At 74.1% G+C, this 21,255-nt stretch carries 25 protein-coding genes and 1 pseudogene; 20 read left to right on the forward strand and 6 right to left on the reverse strand.

Annotated features, from left to right (window positions below):
* The first annotated feature begins 3 nt into the window (after positions 1–3).
* From IE251_RS15730 to IE251_RS15740, 3 genes are read left to right on the forward strand one after another with little or no spacing between them, the layout of a single operon-like run.
* Positions 4–1,971: a dipeptidyl-peptidase 5 gene (locus IE251_RS15730; protein WP_189753567.1), complete on the forward strand. Its 1,968-nt coding sequence runs from the start codon at positions 4–6 to the stop codon at positions 1,969–1,971.
* Positions 1,968–2,891 carry a S66 peptidase family protein gene (locus IE251_RS15735; RefSeq protein WP_189753568.1) on the forward strand — a complete coding sequence of 308 codons (924 nt, stop codon included), beginning with the start codon at positions 1,968–1,970 and terminating at the stop codon, positions 2,889–2,891. Before IE251_RS15730 ends, IE251_RS15735 begins: the two co-directional genes overlap by 4 nt.
* 17 nt (positions 2,892–2,908) lie before the next feature.
* Positions 2,909–3,454 carry a GNAT family N-acetyltransferase gene (locus IE251_RS15740; protein WP_189753569.1) on the forward strand — a complete coding sequence of 182 codons (546 nt, stop codon included), beginning with the start codon at positions 2,909–2,911 and terminating at the stop codon, positions 3,452–3,454.
* Between the two features lie 6 nt (positions 3,455–3,460).
* On the opposite strand, the gene IE251_RS15745 is transcribed toward IE251_RS15740, so the two are convergent.
* Positions 3,461–3,811: a VOC family protein gene (locus IE251_RS15745; protein ID WP_189753570.1), complete on the reverse strand. Its 351-nt coding sequence runs from the start codon at positions 3,809–3,811 to the stop codon at positions 3,461–3,463.
* Positions 3,812–3,891: 80 nt separating this feature from the next.
* Here IE251_RS15745 and IE251_RS15750 point away from each other — a divergent pair, with 80 nt between their 5' ends.
* Positions 3,892–4,314, forward strand: coding sequence for a phage holin family protein (locus IE251_RS15750; RefSeq protein ID WP_189753571.1), 423 nt, complete (start codon positions 3,892–3,894; stop codon positions 4,312–4,314).
* Positions 4,315–4,320: 6 nt separating this feature from the next.
* Here the strand turns inward: IE251_RS15750 and IE251_RS15755 are convergent, their stop codons facing one another.
* Positions 4,321–5,277 (reverse strand): LLM class F420-dependent oxidoreductase, encoded by a 957-nt coding sequence (locus IE251_RS15755; RefSeq protein WP_189753572.1) that lies wholly within the window; start codon positions 5,275–5,277, stop codon positions 4,321–4,323.
* Positions 5,278–5,519: 242 nt separating this feature from the next.
* Here IE251_RS15755 and IE251_RS15760 point away from each other — a divergent pair, with 242 nt between their 5' ends.
* The 13 genes and pseudogenes from IE251_RS15760 (at position 5,520) to IE251_RS15820 (ending at position 14,576) form a co-directional block, all read left to right on the forward strand.
* Positions 5,520–7,070: an NAD(P)/FAD-dependent oxidoreductase gene (locus tag IE251_RS15760; RefSeq protein ID WP_229896784.1), complete on the forward strand. Its 1,551-nt coding sequence runs from the start codon at positions 5,520–5,522 to the stop codon at positions 7,068–7,070.
* Positions 7,071–7,128: 58 nt separating this feature from the next.
* Entirely contained in the window at positions 7,129–8,976 is a 1,848-nt protein-coding gene (locus IE251_RS15765; protein WP_189753573.1) for a transketolase, read from the forward strand.
* A gap of 41 nt (positions 8,977–9,017) precedes the next feature.
* Positions 9,018–9,176: pseudogene (locus tag IE251_RS15770) on the forward strand (non-homologous end-joining DNA ligase); the annotation flags it as partial.
* A 45-nt stretch (positions 9,177–9,221) separates the two neighbouring features.
* Positions 9,222–9,620, forward strand: a complete 399-nt coding sequence (locus tag IE251_RS15775; protein WP_189753574.1) for a gas vesicle protein GvpO — start codon at positions 9,222–9,224, stop codon at positions 9,618–9,620.
* 65 nt (positions 9,621–9,685) lie between these two features.
* Positions 9,686–10,108 (forward strand): gas vesicle structural protein GvpA, encoded by a 423-nt coding sequence (locus tag IE251_RS15780; protein ID WP_189753575.1) that lies wholly within the window; start codon positions 9,686–9,688, stop codon positions 10,106–10,108.
* Complete coding sequence (locus IE251_RS15785) at positions 10,105–10,875, forward strand: GvpL/GvpF family gas vesicle protein (RefSeq protein ID WP_189753576.1); 771 nt, start codon at positions 10,105–10,107, stop codon at positions 10,873–10,875. The genes IE251_RS15780 and IE251_RS15785 overlap by 4 nt, the downstream gene beginning before the upstream one ends.
* 29 nt (positions 10,876–10,904) lie before the next feature.
* Complete coding sequence (locus tag IE251_RS15790) at positions 10,905–11,168, forward strand: gas vesicle protein GvpG (RefSeq protein ID WP_189753577.1); 264 nt, start codon at positions 10,905–10,907, stop codon at positions 11,166–11,168.
* Complete coding sequence (locus tag IE251_RS15795; protein ID WP_189753578.1) at positions 11,165–11,788, forward strand: DNA primase; 624 nt, start codon at positions 11,165–11,167, stop codon at positions 11,786–11,788. The genes IE251_RS15790 and IE251_RS15795 overlap by 4 nt, the downstream gene beginning before the upstream one ends.
* Positions 11,785–12,921, forward strand: a complete 1,137-nt coding sequence (locus IE251_RS15800) for an SRPBCC family protein (RefSeq protein WP_189753579.1) — start codon at positions 11,785–11,787, stop codon at positions 12,919–12,921. The genes IE251_RS15795 and IE251_RS15800 overlap by 4 nt, the downstream gene beginning before the upstream one ends.
* Positions 12,918–13,253 (forward strand): gas vesicle protein, encoded by a 336-nt coding sequence (locus IE251_RS15805; protein WP_030789245.1) that lies wholly within the window; start codon positions 12,918–12,920, stop codon positions 13,251–13,253. The genes IE251_RS15800 and IE251_RS15805 overlap by 4 nt, the downstream gene beginning before the upstream one ends.
* Complete coding sequence (locus tag IE251_RS15810) at positions 13,250–14,074, forward strand: GvpL/GvpF family gas vesicle protein (RefSeq protein WP_189753580.1); 825 nt, start codon at positions 13,250–13,252, stop codon at positions 14,072–14,074. Before IE251_RS15805 ends, IE251_RS15810 begins: the two co-directional genes overlap by 4 nt.
* Positions 14,071–14,298, forward strand: a complete 228-nt coding sequence (locus IE251_RS15815; RefSeq protein ID WP_189753581.1) for a gas vesicle protein — start codon at positions 14,071–14,073, stop codon at positions 14,296–14,298. The genes IE251_RS15810 and IE251_RS15815 overlap by 4 nt, the downstream gene beginning before the upstream one ends.
* Entirely contained in the window at positions 14,295–14,576 is a 282-nt protein-coding gene (locus tag IE251_RS15820) for a gas vesicle protein K (protein WP_189753582.1), read from the forward strand. Before IE251_RS15815 ends, IE251_RS15820 begins: the two co-directional genes overlap by 4 nt.
* 21 nt (positions 14,577–14,597) lie before the next feature.
* Here the strand turns inward: IE251_RS15820 and IE251_RS15825 are convergent, their stop codons facing one another.
* The 3 genes from IE251_RS15825 to IE251_RS15835 form a co-directional block, all read right to left on the reverse strand.
* Positions 14,598–14,768 carry a hydrophobic protein gene (locus tag IE251_RS15825; protein WP_189753583.1) on the reverse strand — a complete coding sequence of 57 codons (171 nt, stop codon included), beginning with the start codon at positions 14,766–14,768 and terminating at the stop codon, positions 14,598–14,600.
* A 43-nt stretch (positions 14,769–14,811) separates the two neighbouring features.
* Positions 14,812–15,633, reverse strand: a complete 822-nt coding sequence (locus IE251_RS15830) for a class I SAM-dependent methyltransferase (RefSeq protein WP_189753584.1) — start codon at positions 15,631–15,633, stop codon at positions 14,812–14,814.
* A 130-nt stretch (positions 15,634–15,763) separates the two neighbouring features.
* Positions 15,764–17,263 carry a bifunctional phosphatase PAP2/diacylglycerol kinase family protein gene (locus tag IE251_RS15835; protein WP_189753585.1) on the reverse strand — a complete coding sequence of 500 codons (1,500 nt, stop codon included), beginning with the start codon at positions 17,261–17,263 and terminating at the stop codon, positions 15,764–15,766.
* A gap of 56 nt (positions 17,264–17,319) precedes the next feature.
* Here IE251_RS15835 and IE251_RS15840 point away from each other — a divergent pair, with 56 nt between their 5' ends.
* Positions 17,320–17,967, forward strand: coding sequence for a histidine phosphatase family protein (locus IE251_RS15840; protein WP_189753586.1), 648 nt, complete (start codon positions 17,320–17,322; stop codon positions 17,965–17,967).
* Positions 17,968–18,046: 79 nt separating this feature from the next.
* The gene (locus IE251_RS15845) at positions 18,047–19,666 is read left to right on the forward strand and encodes an ABC-F family ATP-binding cassette domain-containing protein (RefSeq protein ID WP_189753587.1); all 1,620 of its coding nucleotides are present in this window, start codon (positions 18,047–18,049) and stop codon (positions 19,664–19,666) included.
* A gap of 63 nt (positions 19,667–19,729) precedes the next feature.
* On the opposite strand, the gene IE251_RS15850 is transcribed toward IE251_RS15845, so the two are convergent.
* A complete protein-coding gene (locus IE251_RS15850; protein WP_189753588.1) occupies positions 19,730–20,848 on the reverse strand; it encodes a baeRF2 domain-containing protein in 1,119 nt (372 codons plus the stop codon).
* A 57-nt stretch (positions 20,849–20,905) separates the two neighbouring features.
* Here IE251_RS15850 and IE251_RS15855 point away from each other — a divergent pair, with 57 nt between their 5' ends.
* Positions 20,906–21,193, forward strand: coding sequence for a DUF6158 family protein (locus tag IE251_RS15855; RefSeq protein ID WP_030789224.1), 288 nt, complete (start codon positions 20,906–20,908; stop codon positions 21,191–21,193).
* Positions 21,194–21,255 lie beyond the last annotated feature (62 nt).

The following is a 21,255-nucleotide window of genomic DNA, read 5'->3' on the forward strand; positions in this document are numbered from 1 at the left end:
CCGATGGGGGAGCAGACGCGCACCGCGCCGTACGGATCCTGGCCCTCGCCCGTGACCGCCGCGCTCGCCGCCGCGCACGACGGCCACCCGGACTGGGTGGGGTTCGTCGGCGACGAGATCTGGTGGACCGAGCCCCGGCCCGCCGAGGGCGGCCGGCGGGCCCTGGTCCGGCGGCGCGCCGACGGCGTCGAGGAGACGGTGCTGCCCGCGCCGTGGAACGTCCGCAGCCGGGTCGTCGAGTACGGCGGCCGGCCCTGGACCGGGGTGGTGGCCGACGGCCGGCCGCTGTTCGTGTTCGCGCACTTCGCCGACCAGCGGCTGTACCGCTGCGAGCCCGGCGGCGAGCCCGTTCCGCTCACCCCCGTGTCCCCGGTGGGCGGCGGTCTGCGGTGGGCCGAGCCCCGGGTGGACCTCGCCCGCGGCGAGGTGTGGTGCGTGCTGGAGGAGCACACCGGGGACGGGCCGGACGACGTACGGCGGGTGCTGGCCGCCGTACCGCTGGACGGCTCGGCCGCCGCCGACCGCGCCGCCGTACGCGAACTCACCGCGCCCCGGCACCGGTTCGTCACCGGTGCCCGGCTCTCGCCCGACGGCCGGCGGGCCGCGTGGATCGGCTGGGACCATCCGCGGATGCCCTGGGACGGCACCGAACTGCTGGTCGCCGACGTGACCGGCGACGGCCGGCTGACCGGCGTCCGCACGGTCGCCGGGGGCCCGGACGAGTCCGTCTGCCAGGCCGAGTGGGCCCCGGACGGCCGCCTGCTGTACGCGAGCGACCGCAGCGGCTGGTGGCAGCTCTACCGGGACGGCACCCTGCTGTGCGCCCGCGAGGAGGAGTTCGGCGGGCCGCTGTGGCAGCCCGGGCTGAGCTGGTTCGCGCCGCTGGACAACGGTCTGCTGGCGGTCCTGCACGGACGCGGACCGGCCGCGCTCGGGATACTGGACCCGGAGACCGGCGAGATCGTCGAGGCCGCCGGACCCTGGACCGAGTGCGCCCCCACCCTCGCCGTCCACGGCCAGCGCGTCGTCACCGTCGGCGCCGGCCCGCACACCGGGTACGAGGTGGTCGAGCTGGACACGGTCACCGGTCGCGCCCGGGTGGCCGGCGCCCGCCACCGCGACCCCGTCGACCCCGCCTACTACCCGCGGCCCGAGGTGCGCACCTTCGCCGGGCCCGACGGCCGCGAGGTGCACGCCCACGTGTATCCGCCGCGCCACCCGGCGCGGACGGCGCCCGACGGTGAACGGCCGCCGTACGTGATCTGGGCGCACGGCGGCCCCACCAGCCGCAGCCCGCTCGTGCTGGACCTGACGATCGCCTACTTCACCTCCCGGGGCATCGGCGTCGCCGAGGTGAACTACGGCGGCTCCACCGGATACGGCCGCGCCTACCGGGAGCGGCTGCGCGAGGGGTGGGGCGTGGTGGACGTCGAGGACTGCGCGGCCGTCGCCCGCGCCCTCGCCGCCGAGGGCACCGCCGACCCCGCCCGGCTGGCCGTCCGGGGCGGCAGCGCCGGCGGCTGGACCGCCGCCGCCTCCCTGACCACCACCGACGTCTACGCCTGTGGCACGATCCGCTACCCGGTGCTCGACCTCACTGCCTGGGGCCCCGGCGAGACCCACGACTTCGAGTCCCGCTACCTGGAGTCGCTGATCGGTCCGCTCGCCGAGGTCCCCGCCCGGTACGCCGAACGCTCCCCGATCACCCACGCCGACCGGCTCACCGTGCCGTTCCTGCTGCTCCAGGGCCTGGACGACGTCATCTGCCCGCCCGCCCAGTGCGAACGCCTGCTCGCCCGGACCGCCGGCCGGGGCGTACCGCACGCCTACCTCACGTTCGAGGGCGAGGGTCACGGATTCCGCCGGGCCGATACCATGATCCGCGCCCTGGAGGCGGAACTGTCGCTGTACACCCAGGTGTTCGGGCTGGACCCGACGCCGCCCGCGCCGAAGCTGGAGTTGTCCCCGTGAAGGAACTCGTCCGCCCGCACCGGCTGGCCCCGGGCGCCCGGGTCGCCGTAGTCGCCACCAGCGGGCCGGTACCCGAGGAACGCCTCCAGGCGGGCCTGGACGTGCTGCGCGGCTGGGACCTCGACCCGGTGGCCGGCCCCCACACCCTGGACCGGCACCCCGGGTTCGGCTATCTCGCCGGCACCGACGCCGACCGTGCCGCCGACTTCCAGAACGCCTGGTGCGACCCGGCCGTGGACGCGGTGCTGTGCGCCCGCGGCGGCTACGGCGCCCAGCGCATGATCGACCTGCTCGACTGGGACGCCCTGCGCGCGGCCGGACCCAAGCTGTTCATCGGCTTCAGCGACGTCACCGCGCTGCACGAGGCCATCGCCGCCCGGCTGGGGCTGGTCACCCTGCACGGGCCGGTGGCGGCCGGTGCCGACTTCATCAAGAACCAGCGAGGCCAGGAGCACCTGCGGGCCACCCTGTTCGCGCCCGAGACCGTCCGCACCCTCGCCTTCGGCGGCACCGCCCTCGTCCCCGGCCGGGCCCGGGGCGTCACCCTCGGCGGCTGCCTGTCCCTGCTCGCCGCGGAACTCGGCACCCCGCACGCCCGGCCCTCGGCGCGCGGCGGACTGCTGTGCCTGGAGGACGTCGGCGAGCCGGCCTACCGGCTGGACCGCTGCCTCACCCAGCTGCTGCGCGCCGGCTGGCTGGACGGGGCGCGCGGGGTGCTGCTCGGCTCCTGGGAGGACTGCGCCGGCCAGGAGGAGCTGCGGGCCCTGTTCGCCGACCGGCTCGGCGGGCTCGGGATCCCGGTCGCCGAGGACGTCGGATTCGGCCACTGCGAGGGGGCGTTGACGGTTCCGCTCGGGGTGGCCGCCACCCTGGACACGGAGGCGGGCACGCTCACCCTGGACGAGCCGGCCCTGCGCTGACGCCGTACGCTGGGCCGATGGCGCATCCCCCGTCCCGGTACCTCGCCGAAGGCCCCCGCGTGGCCGTCCGGCCCTTCACCCTGGAAGACGGTCCCGAGTTCACCGCCCGGGCGCGGGAGAGCAAGGACCTGCACCGGCCCTGGCTGTTCCCGCCGGACACCGACGAGGCGTACGCCGACTACGCCGGCCGGCTGATCGACGACCCGGCCCGGGCCGGTTTCCTGGTGTGCGAGCGGGACGGCGGGGACATCGCCGGCTTCATCAACATCAACAACATCGTGCGGGGCGGCTTCCAGTGCGGCGCCCTCGGGTACGGCGCCTTCGCGCACGCGGCCGGGCGGGGCCTGATGCGCGAGGGCCTGGAGCTGGTGATCGGGTACGCGTTCGGGCCGCTGGGCCTGCACCGGCTGGAGATCAACGTCCAGCCGGGCAACGCCGCCTCCATCGCCCTCGCCCGGGGCGCCGGGTTCCGCCTGGAAGGCTTCTCGCCCGCCATGATCCACGTCGACGGCGCCTGGCGCGACCACGAACGCTGGGCCCTGACCACCGAGATGCGCGGCTGAACCGGCTCAGCCGCGCTGCTGGTCCACGTACTCGAAGACCGACCCGTCCGGGTGCACCGCCAGCAGATTGCGGCCCACCGGCGTCGGCACCGGCCCCGCGACGACCCTCGCGCCCAGCCCGGTCAGCAGCCGGTGGGCCTCCTCCACGTCCTTCACCGCGATCGTCGCCGCCACCTTGCGCAGGATCTCCAGCTCCTCCTCGGGGCCGCTCATCAGCAGGAACGAACCGACCGCGGCGACCTCGACCCCGCCGCGCGTGAAGCGCAGCGCCCTGCCGCCGGTCAGCTGCTCGTAGAAGGGGATCGCGGTATCGAGGTCGTCGACGCAGATGCGCAGCGAAGCGCCCAGAATCTCCATACGGACGAGCCTAGTTGGGACCGCCCGTGGCGTGCACGGCCCCCGCGTTACCCGCTGTGAGGGACGGGTACCCGCAGGGTATGAACAACCGTTCGGAACACCTGGAACATCATCTGGACCGGCACCTGGTCGAGGAACTGGCCCAGGTGGCCCGCGAGACGGTACGCGACGAACTGCGCGAGCAGTCCCGCAGGCAGCGCCGCACCGCCCTGCTGTACGCGGCCTCGGGCGCCGTCGCCCTGTACGCGGGCGGCGCGGTGGCCCTCGCGGTGGGCCTGGCCCTGGCGTCCGGGCTGCCCGGCTGGGCCGCGGCCCTGCTCACCGCGGCGCTGCTGGGCGCGGTGGCGTACGTCCTGCGCGGCGCGGCCCACGGCCGGCACGCCCCGCACCCCCCGCACCGTGTCGTGGGCGGCGCCGCCCCGGGGGCCCCGCCGACGGGCCTGGGCATGCCCTACCCGCCGATGCCCCAGAACCCGCCGGACGTCCCGCACCACAGGGCCTGACACCGCTCACCCGGCGAGCTGCGGCAGCACCTTCGTCCGGTAGAAGTCGAAGAACCCCCGCTGGTCCGGGCCGATCTGGTTCACGTACACCCGGTCGAACCCGGCGTCGGCGAACGCCCGCAACGTGCTCACGTGCTGCTCGGCGTCGTCCCCGCACACGACCTTCTCCCGCACCATGTCCTCGGTGACCAGCTCGTGCAGCTGCTCGAAGTGCCGGGGCGAGGGCAGCACCTGCCCCATCTCGCCGGGCAGCAGCTCGTTGTACCAGAGCCGGTGCACCGTACGGACGCACGCGTCCCGGTCGGTGCCGTAGCAGACCTTCGTGCCGCCGCTGACCGGCTTCGTCCCGCCGCCGCCCTCGCGGAACCGGGTGACCGTCTCCTGGTCCGGCGTCATCGTGATGAAGCCGTCGCCCACCCGGGAGGCCAGCGAGAGCGCCTTGGGGCCGAAGGCGGAGACGTCGATCGGGACGGGCTCGTCCGGGACGGTGTAGAGGCGGGCGTTCTCCACCGTGTAGTGCTTGCCGTGGTGGCTGACCTCCTCGCCGGTGAACAGCCGGCGCATCACCTCGACGGCTTCCTCCAGCATCTCCAGCCGCACCGGCGCCGGGGGCCAGCGGTCGCCGAGGATGTGCTCGTTGAGCGCCTCACCGGTGCCCACGCCGAGCCGGAAGCGGCCCTCGGTCAGCACCGCGCTGGTCGCCGCGGCCTGGGCGAGCACCGCCGGGTGGATCCGTACGGTCGGACAGGTCACGGCCGTCTCGACGGGCAGCGACACCGCCTGCGACAGCGCCCCGATCACCGACCACACGAACGCGCTCTGGCCCTGCTCGTCGTTCCACGGGTGGTAGTGGTCGGAGATCCACAGCGCCTGGAACCCGGCCTGCTCGGCCATCCGGGCCTGCTCGATCAGGGCCGCGGGGTCGTGTTCCTCGGCCGCCAGGAAATAGCCGTACTCGGGCATGGGGAAACCTCCGCGGGGCTGACGCCGGTCCTGGTGGGGCCGGGTAACCGGGCGCGCCCGCGCGAAACGCCGCCGGGCGGGGGCACGGGCACCGGTGCGGGCGGGGACGCGCGGGCGGCCGGGTGCCCGGCCGGATCGCCGGGGCGCCCCGGACGGCGAGGCGGTGACCCGCCCGGCGTTTGGCCGTCCCGGCCCCGGTTACGCGGAAGACCTCGGACCAGCCGCACCGCCGGAGGCGCACCGTGAGCCGACCCCGCGTCGTGATCGTCGGCGCCGGTTTCGCCGGGTACCGGGCCGCCCGCACGCTGGTCCGGCTCACCCGGAACCGCGCGGACATCACGCTCGTCAACCCGACCGACTACTTCCTGTACCTGCCGCTGCTGCCCCAGGTCGCCGCCGGTGTCCTGGAGGCCCGCCGGGTCACCGTGTCGCTGCCCGGCACGCTGCGCGGGGTGCGGCTCGTCCTCGGCGAGGCCGAGGAGGTCGACCTGGACGGGCAGTCCGTGCGCTACCGCGACCCCGAGGGCGCCACGGGCCGGGTCGGCTACGAGCGGCTGGTGCTGGCCGTGGGCAGCGTCAACAAGCTGCTGCCCGTCCCCGGCGTCGCCGAGCACGCGCACGGCTTCCGCGGGCTGCCCGAGGCGCTCTACCTGCGCGACCACGTCACCCGGCAGATGGAGCTGGCCGCCTCCGGTACCCCGCGGGCCGCCGCCGCCCGCTGCACCTTCGTGGTGGTCGGGGCGGGCTACACCGGCACCGAGGTGGCCGCCCAGTCCCAGCTGCTCACCGACCGGCTGGCGCGCAGACAGCCGCCGCCCGCCGGCCGGCGCCCCCGCTGGGTCCTGCTGGACCTGGCGCCGCGGGTGCTGCCGGAGCTGGACGAGCGGCTGTCCCGTACCGCCGAGCGGGTGCTCGGGGCGCGCGGGGTCGAGGTGCGCACGGGCACGTCGGTGCGGGAGGCCACCCGGGACGGGGTGCTGCTCACCGACGGGGAGTTCCTCGCGTCCCGGACCCTGGTGTGGTGCGTGGGCGTACGGCCCGATCCGCTGGTGGAGGCCCTCGGGCAGCCGCTGGAGCGCGGGCGGCTGATCGTCGACCCGTATCTGCGGCTGCCCGGCCGGCCCGAGGTGTTCGCCTGCGGGGACGCCGCCGCCGTGCCCGACCCCGGCCGGCCGGGCGAGTTCACGGCCATGACGGCCCAGCACGCCTGGCGGCAGGGCCGGGTGGCCGCGGAGAACCTGGCCGGCTCGCTCGGGCTCGGCCGGCGCCGGCGCCCCTACCGGCACCGCGACCGGGGGTTCGCCGTCGACCTCGGCGGGGCCCGGGCCGCCGCCAACCCGTTCGGCATCCCGCTGTCCGGTCCGGTGGCCGGCGCGGTGACCCGCGGCCACCACCTGGCCGCGCTGCCCGGCAACCGCGTCCGGGTCGCCGCCGACTGGCTCCTGGACGCCGTACTCCCGCGCCAGGGCGTACAGCTGGGCCTGGTGCGGGCCTGGTCGGTGCCGCTGGAGACGGCCTCGCCGGAGCTGGCCCGTGTACCGGGCGGCCCGGGGGAACCCGGCACGCCGGGCACACACGACGGACGCCACGGACACGACGGAGACCACGGACACGACGAAGACCACGGGCACGACGGACATGACGAACACGAACGGGCGGAGGGCGCCGGGGAGGACGAACCCATGACCCACGGCAGCCGCGGTATCCGGCCGGACGGCCACCCCGCCCCCGCCCCGCACCCCGACAGCCCGGAGACGGCGGGCTCCGCCGACGGCCCCGAGACGGCCGGCTGAATCCGCGGACGGACCGGAGCCGGCCCCCAGCAGACCCGTAAGGAGACCGAGGAGACTCATGAACAACGAAGAACTCGCCGAACTCGGCCAGCAGTTGCGCGTGGACAGCGTGCGGGCGTCCGCCGCCGCCGGATCGGGACACCCCACGTCCTCGATGTCCGCCGCCGATCTGCTGGCCGTCCTGCTCGCCAACCACCTCCGCTACGACTTCGAGCGCCCCGAACACCCCGCCAACGACCGCTTCGTGCTGTCCAAGGGACACGCCTCCCCGCTGCTGTACGCCGCGTACAAGGCGGCCGGCGCCATCGAGGACGGCGAACTGGTCACCTTCCGCAAGCTCGGCAGCCGGCTGGAGGGCCACCCGACGCCCCGCAGGCTGCCCTGGGTGGAGACGGCCACCGGCTCGCTCGGCCAGGGCCTGCCGGTCGGCGTCGGCATCGCGCTCGCCGGGAAGCGGCTGGACCGCACCGGCTACCGGGTGTGGGTGCTGTGCGGCGACAGCGAGCTGGCGGAGGGCTCGGTGTGGGAGGCCGCCGAACACGCGGGCTACGAGAACCTGGACAACCTCGTCGTCATCGTGGACGTCAACCGGCTCGGCCAGCGCGGCCCCACCCGGCACGGCCACGACCTGGACGCCTACGCCCGCCGCTTCCAGGCCTTCGACTGGCACACCATCGAGATCGACGGGCACGACGTCGACAAGATCGACCGGGCCTACGGGGAGGCGCTGTCCACCGTCGGGCAGCCCACCGTGATCCTCGCCCGCACCCTCAAGGGCAAGGGCGTGGCCGCCGTGGAGGACCGCGAGGGGCTGCACGGCAAGCCGCTGCCCGAGGCCGAGGAGGCCATCGCCGAACTCGGCGGGCAGCGTGATCTGCGGGTCCGGGTGAGCGAACCGCAGGTCGCCGCCGCGCTGCGCTCCCTCACCACCGAGGCGGTCCGGCTGCCGCACTACGAGGTGGGCGAGGAGGCCGCCACCCGGGACGCCTTCGGCAAGGCCCTGGCCGCGCTCGGCACCGCGCGCGGCGACGTCGTCGCCCTGGACGGCGAGGTCGGCGACTCCACCCGCACCGAGGAGTTCGCCAAGGAACACCCCGACCGCTACTTCGAGTGCTACATCGCCGAGCAGCAGCTCGTCGCCAGCGCGGTCGGCATGGCCACACGGGGCTGGGTGCCGTACGCCGCCACGTTCGCCGCGTTCCTCACCCGCGCCCACGACTTCGTGCGCATGGCCTCCATCAGCGGCTCCGGGATCAACCTGGTCGGCTCGCACGCCGGTGTCGCCATCGGCCAGGACGGGCCCTCCCAGATGGGCCTGGAGGACCTGGCGATGTTCCGGTCCGTGCACGGCTCCACGGTGCTCTACCCGTGCGACGCCAACCAGACGGCCCGGCTGGTCGCGGCCATGGCCGGGCTGGACGGCATCCGCTACCTGCGCACCTCCCGCGGCAAGACGCCGGTGATCTACGGCCCGGACGAGGAGTTCCCGGTCGGCGGCAGCAAGACGCTGCGCTCCGGCGACGCCGACCGGCTGACGATCGTCGCGGCCGGGGTCACCGTGCCCGAGGCGCTGACGGCCGCCGACCGGCTCGCCGAGGAGGGCATCGAGGTACGGGTCGTCGACCTGTACTCGGTCAAGCCCGTCGACGCCGCCACCCTGCGCCGGGCCGCCGAGGAGACCGGCTGCCTGCTCACGGTGGAGGACCACCACCCGGAGGGCGGCCTCGGGGACGCCGTCGCGGAGGTGTTCGGCGACGGCCGGCCGGCCCCCCGGCTGGTCCGGCTGGCGGTGCGCACCATGCCGGGCTCGGCCGCCCCGGACGAGCAGCTGCACGCGGCCGGCATCGACTCCGTGGGCATCGCGGCGGCGGCCCGGCTGCTGGTCGAGGAGGCGGTCGTGCGATGAGCCGCGGCGCCGCGCGGACGGCGGGAGTCCGGCGACAGGACCTAGCCTGGAAGCAGGTGGACGATCCGGGGCTCGGCGCCCGCCGGTGGACCCTCGCCGGCGCCGTCGAGCAGGCCCGTACCGAGCCGTGGGCCGGCCTGCCGCGGCGGGGCCGCTCCCTCGGCCCGGCCCGGCGCCGCCTCGACGACATGCGCTCCTGAGGTTTGGCCAAGGGAGGAACGGCCACACGCAGGGAAGAGGTGGCCATGTCGAACACAAACAGCACACCGAATACACAGAGTTCACGGGAATCACAGAACTCGCACGACACGAACGATACGCACGGCACGCACGACTCCGTGCGGAACGAACGGAACCAGAACGACGCGGACGGCCGCCGGCCGACCCCCATGGAGGTACTGCGCCAGGCGCGCGCCCAGCTCACCGAACTCACCGGGCTCGTCCCCGAGACGGTCTCCTCCTTCGAGCAGACCGAGGACGGCTGGTCCGTCGAGGTCGAGGTGCTGGAACTCGCCCGGGTGCCCGACACCATGAGCCTGATGGCGAGCTACCAGGTCGAGCTGGACCCCGAGGGGCAGCTGACCGGATACCGGCGCGTCCGCCGTTACGAACGCGGCAGGGCCGACGCCCGCGGGGGCCGCTGAGCCCACCGCGCGCGCCCTGACCGTCCGTACCGTGCACCTACTAGGCACGAGGAGGAATCGCCGGCATGACTGTTGTTCCGGCACAGCAGACCGGAGGCGGAGGCGGCAGCAGCGGCCTCTACGACGTGCTCGAGCTCGTTCTCGACAGGGGGCTCGTGATCGACGCGTTCGTCCGCGTCTCCCTGGTCGGGATCGAGATCCTGAAGATCGATGTACGCGTCGTCGTGGCCAGCGTCGACACCTATCTGCGCTTCGCCGAGGCGTGCAACCGCCTGGACCTGGAGGCGGGTCCGCGCAAGAGCCCCGGTCTGCCCGAGATCGTCGGCGAGGTCACCGAGAAGGGCGCCCGGGGCAAGTCCAAGGGCGCGCTGTCCGGTGCCGCCCAGACCATATCCGACGCCTTCAACCAGGCCCGTCAGGAAGGGGAGACCGAGTCCCGGCCGCGTGCCCGCAAGGCTCCGTCGCGCAGTAAGGAGGAGCAGGAGTGAGCACCTACGTCTACGGCATCACCTCCCGGTCGCACCCGGCGCTGCCCGAGGGCATGACCGGGGTGGGGGAGCCCGCCCGCCCGGTGCGCGTCCTCACGGCCGGTGACCTGGCCGCCGTGGTCAGCGACGCACCCGAGGACCTGCGCCCCAAGCGCCGCGACCTGCTCGCGCACCAGAACGTACTCGCCGAGGCCGGGGCCGGCGGCTGTGTGCTGCCCATGCGGTTCGGCAGCGTCGCCACGGACGACGACGCGGTGGTCCAGGTGCTCACCGAGCGGGCGGACCACTACGCCGAGCGGCTGCGGGAGCTGGACGGCAAGGTCGAGTACAACGTCAAGGCCACCCATGTCGAGGAGGCCGTGCTGCACCTGGTGATGGCCGAGAACACCGAGGCACGCGCTCTCGCCGAGGCCAACCGCCGCGCCGGCGGAGGCAGCTACGACGACAAGATCCGCCTCGGGGAACTGGTCGCCCATCTGGTCAAGGCCAAGGAGTCCGACGACGCCGAACAGGTACGGGACCTGCTGGCACCGGCCGCGACCGCGGTCAGCGTGGGCCCCGAGTCCACCGGCTGGCTGCTGAACGTGTCGTACCTCGTGCCACGCGACTCGGCCGAGCGCTTCCTGGCCTCCGTGGAGGAGGTCCGCCAGAGCCACCCCCACCTGGACCTGCGTGTCCACGGGCCGCTGCCGCCGTACAGCTTCGTCGACCCCGGCCCGGCCCAGCCCGCCGGCACCACGACCGGCGCGGACGCCGGCGCGCGCTAGCGCTCCCGGCCCGACGGAAGGAGAACACCGTGGGACTGATCGGCGAAGTCCTGATGCTGCCGTTCGCCCCCGTGCGCGGCGCCGGCTGGGCCGTCAGGCAGGTGCTCCGCGAGGCGGAACGGATCTACTACGACCCCGCCACCGTACGGGCCGAGCTCGCCCGCCTCGAAGAGCAGCTGGAGGCGGGCGAGATCACCGAGGAGGAGTTCGACCGGCGCGAGGACGAACTGCTCGACCGGCTGGAGACGGCACTGCACTCCGGCGACACGACAGGCGACGGGACGGGACGATGAACCGAACGGCACTGGGCCTCGCCGTAGGGGCCGGATATCTGCTGGGCCGCACGAAGAAGCTGAAGATGGCGCTCGCGGTCGGCTCCCTGGTGGCCGGCAAGAAGCTCAACCTCAGCCCGAAGACGCTCGCGGACCTGGTGAACCAGCAGCTGAAGAGCAACCCGCAGTTCCAGGAGATCGGGGACCAGCTGCGCCAGGATCTGCGGGGCGTCGGCAAGGCGGCCACCGGTGCGATGGTCGAGCGGCGGATGAGTTCGCTCGCCGACCGGCTGCACAGCCGCACCGACCAGGTGCGCGACCAGTTGTCCGGCGGCTCCGGCGAGGAGGCCGCCGAAGGGGAAGAGGGCCCGGACAAGGGGTCCGCCGAGAAAGAAGAGGCCCCGGAGAAGGGGTCCGCCGAAGAGGAAGGGGCCTCGGAGAAGGGGTCCGCCGAGCGGAAGGCCCCCCAGAAGAAGGCTCCCGGGCGGAAGCCGGGCAAGAAGCCTCTGTCCTCCGCCGGCAAGGGAGCGACCAGGAAGACCGGCGCGGCCGGGAAGGCGGCGGCGAAGCGCACGGCCGGGGCCGGGCAGGCCGCCCGCGGCGCCGCCGGCCGGCACTCGAAGGGCGGCGATGACCGATGACCGAGACCCTCCGCTCCACGGCCTCCAAGGCCTCGGGCCCGCTGACCGACCTCGCCCACAGCGAGGCCGCCGACCGGCTCAAGGAGGAGGCCCGTGCCTATCTGACGGCGCAGGCCGAGCGGCTGCTGGCCGGTGCCGGCCGCAAGCTCGGCGAGACCACCGTCCGGCTCAACGACATCGCCGAGGGCAACAGCCCGGGCTTCGCCAAGCTGGCCCTGGAAGGCGGCCGCAAGCTGGCCGAGGGCAAGGGCCCGCTGCGTTCCGCGCTGGAGCTGGGCGCCTCCCGCGCCAAGGACAGCGTGGTGGACGCGGTCAGAAGCCTCGGCGGCAGCAAGGGCAAGAAGGGCGGCGCGGGCAGGAAGCCCACCGTCATCATGGAGTCCGTCGACGTCGGCGTGCCGCTGCGCACCGCGTACGACCAGTGGACGCAGTACCAGAGCTTCAGCACCTTCGCCAAGGGCGTCAAGAGCGCGAGCCGCTCCGACGACACCCACTCCGACTGGCAGGCGAAGATCTTCTGGTCCTCCCGCAGCTGGAAGGCGCAGACGACCGAGCAGATACCCGACTACCGCATCCAGTGGTCCTCCGAGGGCGCCAAGGGCACCACCAAGGGCGTGGTCTCCTTCCACCGGCTGGAGGAGAACCTCACCCGGGTGCTGCTGGTCATGGAGTACTACCCGACCGGCCTGTTCGAGAAGACCGGCAACATCTGGCGTGCCCAGGGCCGCCGGGCCAGGCTGGACCTGAAGAACTTCGCCCGTTTCATCACCCTCAAGGGAGAGGCGGAGGACGCCTGGCGCGGCGAGATCCGCGACGGCGAGGTGGTGCGCAGCCACGAGGACGCCGTGGCCGAGGAGGAGCGGGACCGGGAGTCCGGGGAGGAGGGCGAGGAGCCCGAGGAGTCCGCGGACGAGGCCCGGGAGCCCGAGGCCGGGTACGAGGACGAGGAACAGGAAGGGGAAGAGGAAGAGGAAGAGGAGCCCTACGAGGCCGGGTACGAGGAGGAGGACGAGGAGCCCGAGGAGCCCGAAGAGGACGAGGAGCCCGAAGAGGGCGAAGAGGGCGCCTACGACGAGTACGACGAGTACGAGGAAGAGGAACCCGGGCACACCGGGCGCGGGGGTGGTCGATGACGACACCGGGCCGCCTGCCCGAACCGTACGGACAGGCATCGGGGGCCAACCTCGCCGACATCCTCGAACGGGTGCTCGACAAGGGTGTCGTCATCGCGGGCGACATCAGGATCAACCTGCTCGACATCGAACTGCTCACCGTCAAGCTGCGCCTGATCGTCGCCTCGGTGGACAAGGCCAAGGAGATGGGGATCGACTGGTGGGAGAGCGATCCCGCCCTGTCCTCCCGGGCCCGCCGCGACGAGCTGGCCCGGGAGAACGCCGAGCTGCGTGAACGGCTCGCCCGGCTGGAGGAACTGGAGCCGGGCCGCGCCCCGAAGGAGGCCCCATGACCGGACTGCGGTACGTGTACGCCGTCTGCCGTCCCTTCGGGACGCCGTTGCAGGCCGAGCTGACGGGCGTCGCGGGCGCCCCGGCCGGCCTGCTCCACCACCACGGGCTGGTCGCCGTGGTCAGTACGGTCCCGGAGGCCGACTTCGGCGAGGAGGCCCTCAAGGCCCACCTGGAGGACCTGGACTGGCTCGCCGCGACCGCCCGGGCCCACCAGGGCGTGGTCGACGCGCTCACCACGGTCACCACCCCGCTGCCGCTGCGGCTCGCCACCGTCTTCCGGGACGACAGCGCCGTACGCGTCATGATCGAGGCCCGCGAGGACCACTTCCGGGCCCTGCTCGACCGGCTCGACGGCCGGGTGGAGTGGGGTGTGAAGGTGTACGCCGAGGAGGCGGCCGACGAGCCGGCCGGGTCGGCGCCCGCCGCCCCGGAGAAGCCCGCGAGCGGCCGCGACTATCTGCGGCAGCGACGCGCGCGCGGTCAGGCGAAGGAGGAGACCTGGCAGCGCGCCGAGCGGTTCGCCCACGCGCTGCACGAACGCCTTTCGGCACGCGCCGAGGATTTCCGGCTGCACCCTCCGCAGAATTCCGCGCTCTCCCGGGAGTCGGGGCTGAATGTGCTCAACGCGGCCTATCTGGTACCCCGGGCCCATTCCGAGGAATTCGTGGAACTGGTGGACCACACGAAGGACGAGGAGCCCGGATTCCGGGTGGAACTGACCGGCCCGTGGGCCGCTTATTCGTTCACAGGAGACACCGGGAACACCGCGGGCACCGGAGACGGCGCAGGCGTCGCGGACGCGGGGGAGGAAGTGTCGTGACCGTTGTCGAACGGCGCGAGATCGCGCTCGTCGACCTGCTCGACCGGCTGCTGGCCGGCGGAGTCGTCATCACCGGGGACATCACCCTGCGGATCGCGGACGTCGACCTGGTCCGCATCGACCTGAACGCGCTGATCAGCTCCGTCAACGCGGCGGTGCCCTCGCCCTTCGAGCCCCGGCTCCTGCCCGCCGGGCCCGCCGAGCCGTCCGAGGAGGTCCTGTGACCGCGCGCAACCGGCTCGACCTGGAACCCGACACGGTCGAGCGCGACCTGGTGAAACTCGTGCTGACCGTGGTGGAACTGCTGCGCCAGCTCATGGAGCGGCAGGCCGTGCGCCGCTTCGACACCGGCGAGCTGACCGAGGAGCAGGAGGAGCGGATCGGGCTCACCCTGATGCTCCTGGAGGAACGCATGGCCGAGCTGCGCGACCGCTACGGACTGCGGCCCGAGGACCTGAACCTGGACCTCGGGCCGCTCGGACCGCTGCTGCCCCGCGACTAGGAAACCGGCCGGGGCGTCATGTCACCACCGGTACCAGCGCCCCCTGCCGCCGCCGGCCGTCGTGCCGCGGGCCACGAAACCCAGCAGCCAGAGGACCAGCACCGCCAGGGCGATCCACCAGAGTATCTTCACCGCGAATCCGGCGCCGAAAAGAACAACGGCCAGAAGCAGCACCAGCAGAATGGGAACCATAGTGTGAAACCTCCTGCAGATCTGGTTTCCATAAATCCGCGGATCAGGCTTCTTTACGGCACAGAATCTCCCCGTGCAGAACGGCGAACCAGCCGTCCTCGCACCGGCCCCATTCCCGCCACGCCTCGGACACCGCCCGCAGCCGCTCCGAAGTGGCATGACCGCCCTGGACCGCCTGGCCGGCGTACGCGGAGGCCAGGGTGCGGTCGGCCCACAGCCCGCTCCACCAGGCCCGCTCCTCGGCGGTGGCGAAGGTCCAGGTGCTGGTGGTGGCGGTGACGTCGGTCAGTCCGGCGGCCAGCGCCCACGCCTTCAGCCGGCGCCCGGCGTCGGGCTCGCCCCCGTTGGCCCGGGCCACCCGCTCGTACAGGTCCAGCCAGTCGTCCAGCCCCGGCACCGCCGGGTACCAGGTCATCGCCGCGTAGTCCGCGTCGCGTACGGCGATGAACCCGCCCGGCTTCGTCACCCGGCGCATCTCGCGCAGCGCCCGCACCGGGTCCCCCACGTGCTGGAGCACCTGGTGGGCGTGGACCACGCAGAAGGTGTCGTCCGGGTAGTCCAGGGCGTGGATGTCGGCCACCGCGAAGTCGACGTTGGCCAGCCCCCGGCCGGCGGCGGTGGCCCGGGCCCGCTCCAGCACGCCGGGCACCCGGTCGACGCCGGTGACATGGCCGTCGGGGACCAGTTCCGCCAGGTCGGCGGTGATGGTGCCCGGTCCGCAGCCGATGTCCAGGACCTTCATGTGGGGCTTCAGGGAGCCGAGCAGATAGGCCGCGGAGTTGGCGGCGGTCCGCCAGGTGTGCGAGCGCAGCACCGACTCGTGGTGCCCGTGCGTGTAGACGGCGGTCTCCCGTGCCTCCGGCATGGCCGTACCCCTTCCCCTCGTGGCGGACGGGCCGTACCCGTCCGCCGGTACGTCCCCACCGTACGCGCGCATGCCGAATGATGAGACCCGCGTATCGCTATATGGACTGACGGGTGATCAGGCGGCGAAGTCAGGCGGTGGTGTCCAGCGGGCGGTAGACCGTCAGCGCCTCCGGCAGCTTCTCCAGCGTCACCTCGCCCGACACCGACGTGACCTCCCCGTCGTAGGCGAGCGGGGTGCCCGGGGCGACACCGGTCAGCCGCAGCCGGTTCACCTGCACCGCCGAGTGTGCCGGCGACCTCGTCAGCGGCCCCGCCACGGCCGCCGCGAACAGCCGCAGCGCGGGCCTGCGGCCCCCGTGCACCACCCGCACGTCCAGCAGCCCGTCCGCCAGATCGGTCCGGCGGCCCGGCGTGAGACCCATGCGGTGGTAGACCCCGTTGCCGACGAACAGCAGCCACAGCGGGCGCGGCTCACCGCCCACCTCCACCTCCAGCGGATGCTCGCCGGCCCGCAGCACGCGCAGCGCACCGAGCACCCCGGCCGGCCAGCCGCCGATCCGGTGCGACCAGCGCTCCCTGACCCGCACCAGCTCCGGGTACACGCCGAGGCTCAGCGTGTTCAGGAACAGGCCCTCCTGGTCCCCGGCGGCGAACCGGCCCGCGTCCACCCGGACCGCCTCGCCGTGCCGGACCGCGTGGGCCAGCAGACGCTCGTCCGTCACGCCCAGGTCGGCGGCGAAGTGGTTGAGGGTGCCGCCCGGCAGCACCGCGAGCGGCAGACCGTGCCGCAGCGCCACCCGGGCCGCCGCGTTCACCGTGCCGTCGCCGCCGCACACCCCGAGCACCCGGGCCCGCGCCGCCGCCTTCTCCAGCTCTTCCCCGACATCCTCCGGCGCGCACTCGACGACCTCCGCCTCCGGCAGCGCGTCGTGCAGCGCCCCGACCCGGTCCGCCGTCCCCGCCGCCCGGTTGGCGACCAGCACCAGCCCCTCGCCCTCGGGCAGCGCGGGCACCTCGGCCCGGGACCGGGCGGGCAGCCGCACCCGGGCGCGCGGCGGCACCAGCCGCCGTACCACGAAGGCGGCGCCCGCGCCGAGCGCCGCCCCGGCCAGCACGTCGCTCGGGAAGTGCACCCCGGTGTAGACCCGGGACATCGCCACCGAGAACGCCACCGGCGCCACCGCCGAGCCCCACGCCGGCGACTCCAGCGCCACCCCGGTCGCGAAGGCCGCCGCCGAGGCCGCGTGCCCGGACGGGAAGGACGTGGTGATCGGCTGCCGCGACAGCCGCCGCACCAGCGGCACCGGGTCCAGCACCGGCCGGGCCCGGCGCACCGAGCGCTTGCCGAGGGTGTTGATCGTCAGCGAGGCCAGGCCGAGCGAGGCCAGGCCCCGCGCCGCCGCGGCGCGGGAGCGGGGCGTGCGGCTCGCGGCCAGCGCGGCGGCCGACGCGAACCACAGCACGCCGTGGTTCGCCGCCCGGCTCAGCCGGGGCAGCACCCGCTCGGCGCCGGGCCAGTGCCAGGCGGCGGCGGCCTCGAACAGCCGGCCGTCGAGGTCGAGCAGCGTGCGCAGCCGGGCGCGGGCGGCGGCCGACGCGGGGGCGGTCAGGTCCAGGTCAGGGCTCATGGGATGCGGTTACCCTGAAGGGCCCGTTTCCTGTGTACGCGCGCGAGGTGAACCGGATGCGGCTGCTGCTCGTACGGCACGGCCAGACCCCGTCCAACGTGGACGGCCTGCTGGACACCGCCGTGCCCGGCCCGGGGCTGACCCCGCTCGGCCGGGCACAGGCCGCCGCGCTGCCCGGGGCGCTCGCCGGGGAGGACATCGACGCCCTGTACGCCTCCACGCTGGTCCGCACCCAGCAGACGGCCGCCCCGCTGGCCGCCGCCCGGGGCCTGGAGGTGCTCGTGCGGGACGGCATCCGCGAGCTGTCCGCCGGCGATCTGGAACTGCTGCCCGGGCACACCCCGGAGGGCCGTCGGTACATGCGCACGGCGTTCGCGTGGGCGTCCGGGGACACCGCGCTGCGGATGCCCGGCGGGGAGAGCGGCGCGGCGGCACTGGGCCGGTACGACGCCGTGGTGGCCGAGGCCGCGGCGAGCGGGGCCCGGACCGTCGCCATGATCAGCCACGGCGCCGCGATCCGGGTGTGGACCGCCGCCCGCGCCGCCAACGTCGACGTGGCCTTCGCCGCGGCCCGCCCCCTGGAGAACACCGGCGTGATCGTCCTGGAGGGCACCCCGTCCGATGGGTGGAAGGCCCTGTCCTGGGAGGGCGCCGCGGTGACACCGGCCGACGAGGGCGGCCCGACGGGGGAGGCCCTGAGGTGACGCGGCGGCGGCCGGAACACCCGTGGCCGCCCGATACCCGTTTGCCCTCGCGCCCGGGCGCCGCGCAGAATGCCTCCCCATGGGACATCTGGAAGCCGCGCACCTGGAGTACTACCTCCCCGACGGAAGGGCGCTGCTGGGCGATGTCTCCTTCCGGGTCGGAGAGGGCGCCGTCGTCGCCCTGGTCGGACCGAACGGCGCGGGCAAGACCACGCTGCTGCGGCTGATCTCCGGCGAGCTGAAACCGCACGGCGGCACCGTCACCGTCACCGGCGGCCTCGGCGTGATGCGCCAGTTCGTCGGCTCCGTACGCGACGAGACGACCGTACGGGACCTGCTGGTCTCCGTCGCCCCGCCCCGGATCCGGGAAGCCGCGAAGGCCGTCGACGCCGCCGAGCACGCCCTGATGACCGTCGACGACGAGGCCGCCCAGCTCGGTTACGCGCAAGCCCTCGCCGACTGGGCCGAGGCGCGCGGCTACGAGGCCGAGACCCTGTGGGACATGTGCACCACCGCGGCCCTCGGCGTGCCCTACGAGCGCGCCCAGTGGCGTGAGGTGCGCACCCTCTCCGGCGGCGAGCAGAAGCGGCTGGTGCTGGAGGCGCTGCTGCGCGGCACCGACGAGGTCCTGCTGCTGGACGAGCCGGACAACTACCTCGACGTGCCCGGCAAGCGCTGGCTGGAGCAGCAGCTCAAGGAGACCCGGAAGACCGTCCTGTTCGTCTCCCACGACCGCGAACTCCTCGCCCGCGCCGCCGAGAAGATCGTCTCCGTGGAGCCGGGCCCGGCCGGCGCCGACGCCTGGGTGCACGGCGGCGGCTTCGCCACCTACCACGAGGCCCGCCGCGAACGCTTCGCCCGCTTCGAGGAGTTGCGCCGCCGCTGGGACGAGAAGCACGCCCAGCTGAAGAAGCTGGTGCTGAACCTGCGTCAGGCGGCCGCCGTCAGCCACGAGATGGCCTCCCGGTACGCCGCCGCCCAGACCCGCCTGCGCAAGTTCGAGGAGGCCGGCCCGCCGCCGGAGCCGCCCCGCGAGCAGGAGATCACCATGCGGCTGAAGGGCGGCCGTACCGGCGTACGGGCCGTCACCTGCGCGGGGCTGGAACTGACCGGCCTGATGAAACCGTTCGACCTGGAGGTCTTCTACGGCGAGCGGGTCGCCGTCCTCGGCTCCAACGGCTCCGGCAAGTCCCACTTCCTGCGGCTGCTGGCCGGCGAGGACGTCGCGCACACGGGCGAGTGGAAACTGGGCGCCCGGGTCGTCCCCGGCCACTTCGCGCAGACCCACGCCCAGCCCGCGCTCCAGGGCCGCACCCTGCTCGACATCCTCTGGAAGGAGCACGCCCAGGACCGGGGCGCGGCCATGTCCCGGCTGCGCCGCTACGAACTCACCCGGCAGGCCGAGCAGAGCTTCGACCGGCTCTCCGGCGGGCAGCAGGCCCGCTTCCAGATCCTGCTGCTCGAATTGGCCGGCGCCACCGCCCTGTTGCTGGACGAGCCCACCGACAACCTCGACCTGGAGTCCGCCGAGGCCCTCCAGGAGGGACTGGAGGCGTTCGAGGGCACGGTCCTCGCGGTCACCCACGACCGCTGGTTCGCCCGCTCCTTCGACCGCTTCCTGGTCTTCGGCAGCGACGGCCGGGTCCGCGAGACCCCCGAACCGGTCTGGGACGAACGCCGCGTCGAGCGGGCCCGGTGACCCCGGGCCCGCGCCCCTGACACCGGGCCGCTATCGCCGACCCGCGCCCCTGACACCGGGCCGCTACCGCCAGCGCAGCAGCGCGCCCATGCCGCCCGCCGGGACCTCCTCGCCGGTGTCCGCCAGCACCGGCGCCAGCGAGAAGACCGGCGCGTCCGTCACCACGGCCGCCCGTACCAGCGCGTCGTCGGCGCGGGCCGGCCAGGCCTGCTGTTCGCCGAGGTCCCTCAGCTCCGTACGGCGCTCCGCCAGCTGGGCCGGGTCCTCGCCGACCCACACCTCGCGCCCGGTGTCCGGCCCGTCCGGGAGGATCAGCAGCTCGGCCAGCCGGTGCTCGCGGGCCGCCTCGATCAGCCCGGGCACGCCCTCGACGGCCGCCGCCCGCCGCTCCTCGTCGGGCGTCCGGGCGGACCGGTAGCGGTCCACCTCGGCCAGGATCCGTTCCCGCACATGCCGGGCCCGGATCTCCGCCACCTCGCGCGGCAGCAGCCGGCTGCCCACGCCGTGCTCGGTCTCCACGGCCCGGTCCCGCAGATGCGCCGGCAACCGCTCGTGCACCGACCGGCACTCGCGTTGCTCCCCGCACAGGATCAGCAGATCGGCACCGGTCTCGGCCTGGCAGGCCGCGAGCGCCTCGGCGATCTCCCGCGCGTTGTGCTCCCAGGTGTCCTCCACCTTCAGCTGGAAGTGCCGCTCGGACCAGTCGGTCGCCTTCGCCCGGTGCATCGGCCACTGCCGGCTGCCCGTCACATGCCCGGCCTCCTCCCGCAGCACCGCGCTGCGCAGCTCGAAGTCGGCCCCGGTGCGGTCGATGTACGCCACCAGCGACACCGGGTCCTCGCCGGCCAGGTCCAGCAGCGGGGTGACGTGCGGCAGTGTGCCCCAGCGCACCAGGCCCTGCGGCGGGGCCTGGGTCAGCGGCACCTGGAGCACCACCTCGCCGTCCCGGGCGAACACGGCCCGCCCGTACGGCTCGGTGCTGCGCTCGAGGGCCGCCACCGCGTCGTGCACCGCCCGGCAGGTGGCCTCGTCGGCGCCCTGCTCCCGCAGCTGCCGGGCCACCGCCTCGGCCGTCAGCCTGCGCCGGGTGTGCATGTCCTCCTCGTGCTGTGACAGGTCGACGTATGCGGAGGCCCAGGACCCCGGATGTTCGTACAGTGGATTCAGGAACGCGAGCTCCATGGATTCCTCCCGGAAATCACTCGGGGGCAGTGCATGCCGGGCGGGTACCCGTACCCCATGAACGAACACGACGAGCGGGGCACCACCATGACCGGAGTCGACCCCAGCCGGCTGGACGACCAGCAGCTCATGAAGGAGCTGGAGACGATCCACCGCACGCGCCACGACACCCTGCTGTACGGCTCGAACGACGCACTGCGGGCCCATAACGAGCGGATGGCGCAGCTGGAGGGCGAGTATCTGCGGCGCAACCCCCGCCGCCTGGTGAGCGCGGGCCGCACCCGCGAGGGCGCCCGGGAGCGCGGCTGCGGCGAGGCGGCGACCCCGGACGCCTCCGGCACCTGACGGGACGCGAGGCACAACAAACGGGGCCGGCCCGGAAGCGGGCCGGCCCCGTGGCACACGGG

The organism is Streptomyces eurythermus, assembly GCF_014649115.1.
GTDB lineage: Bacteria > Actinomycetota > Actinomycetes > Streptomycetales > Streptomycetaceae > Streptomyces > Streptomyces eurythermus.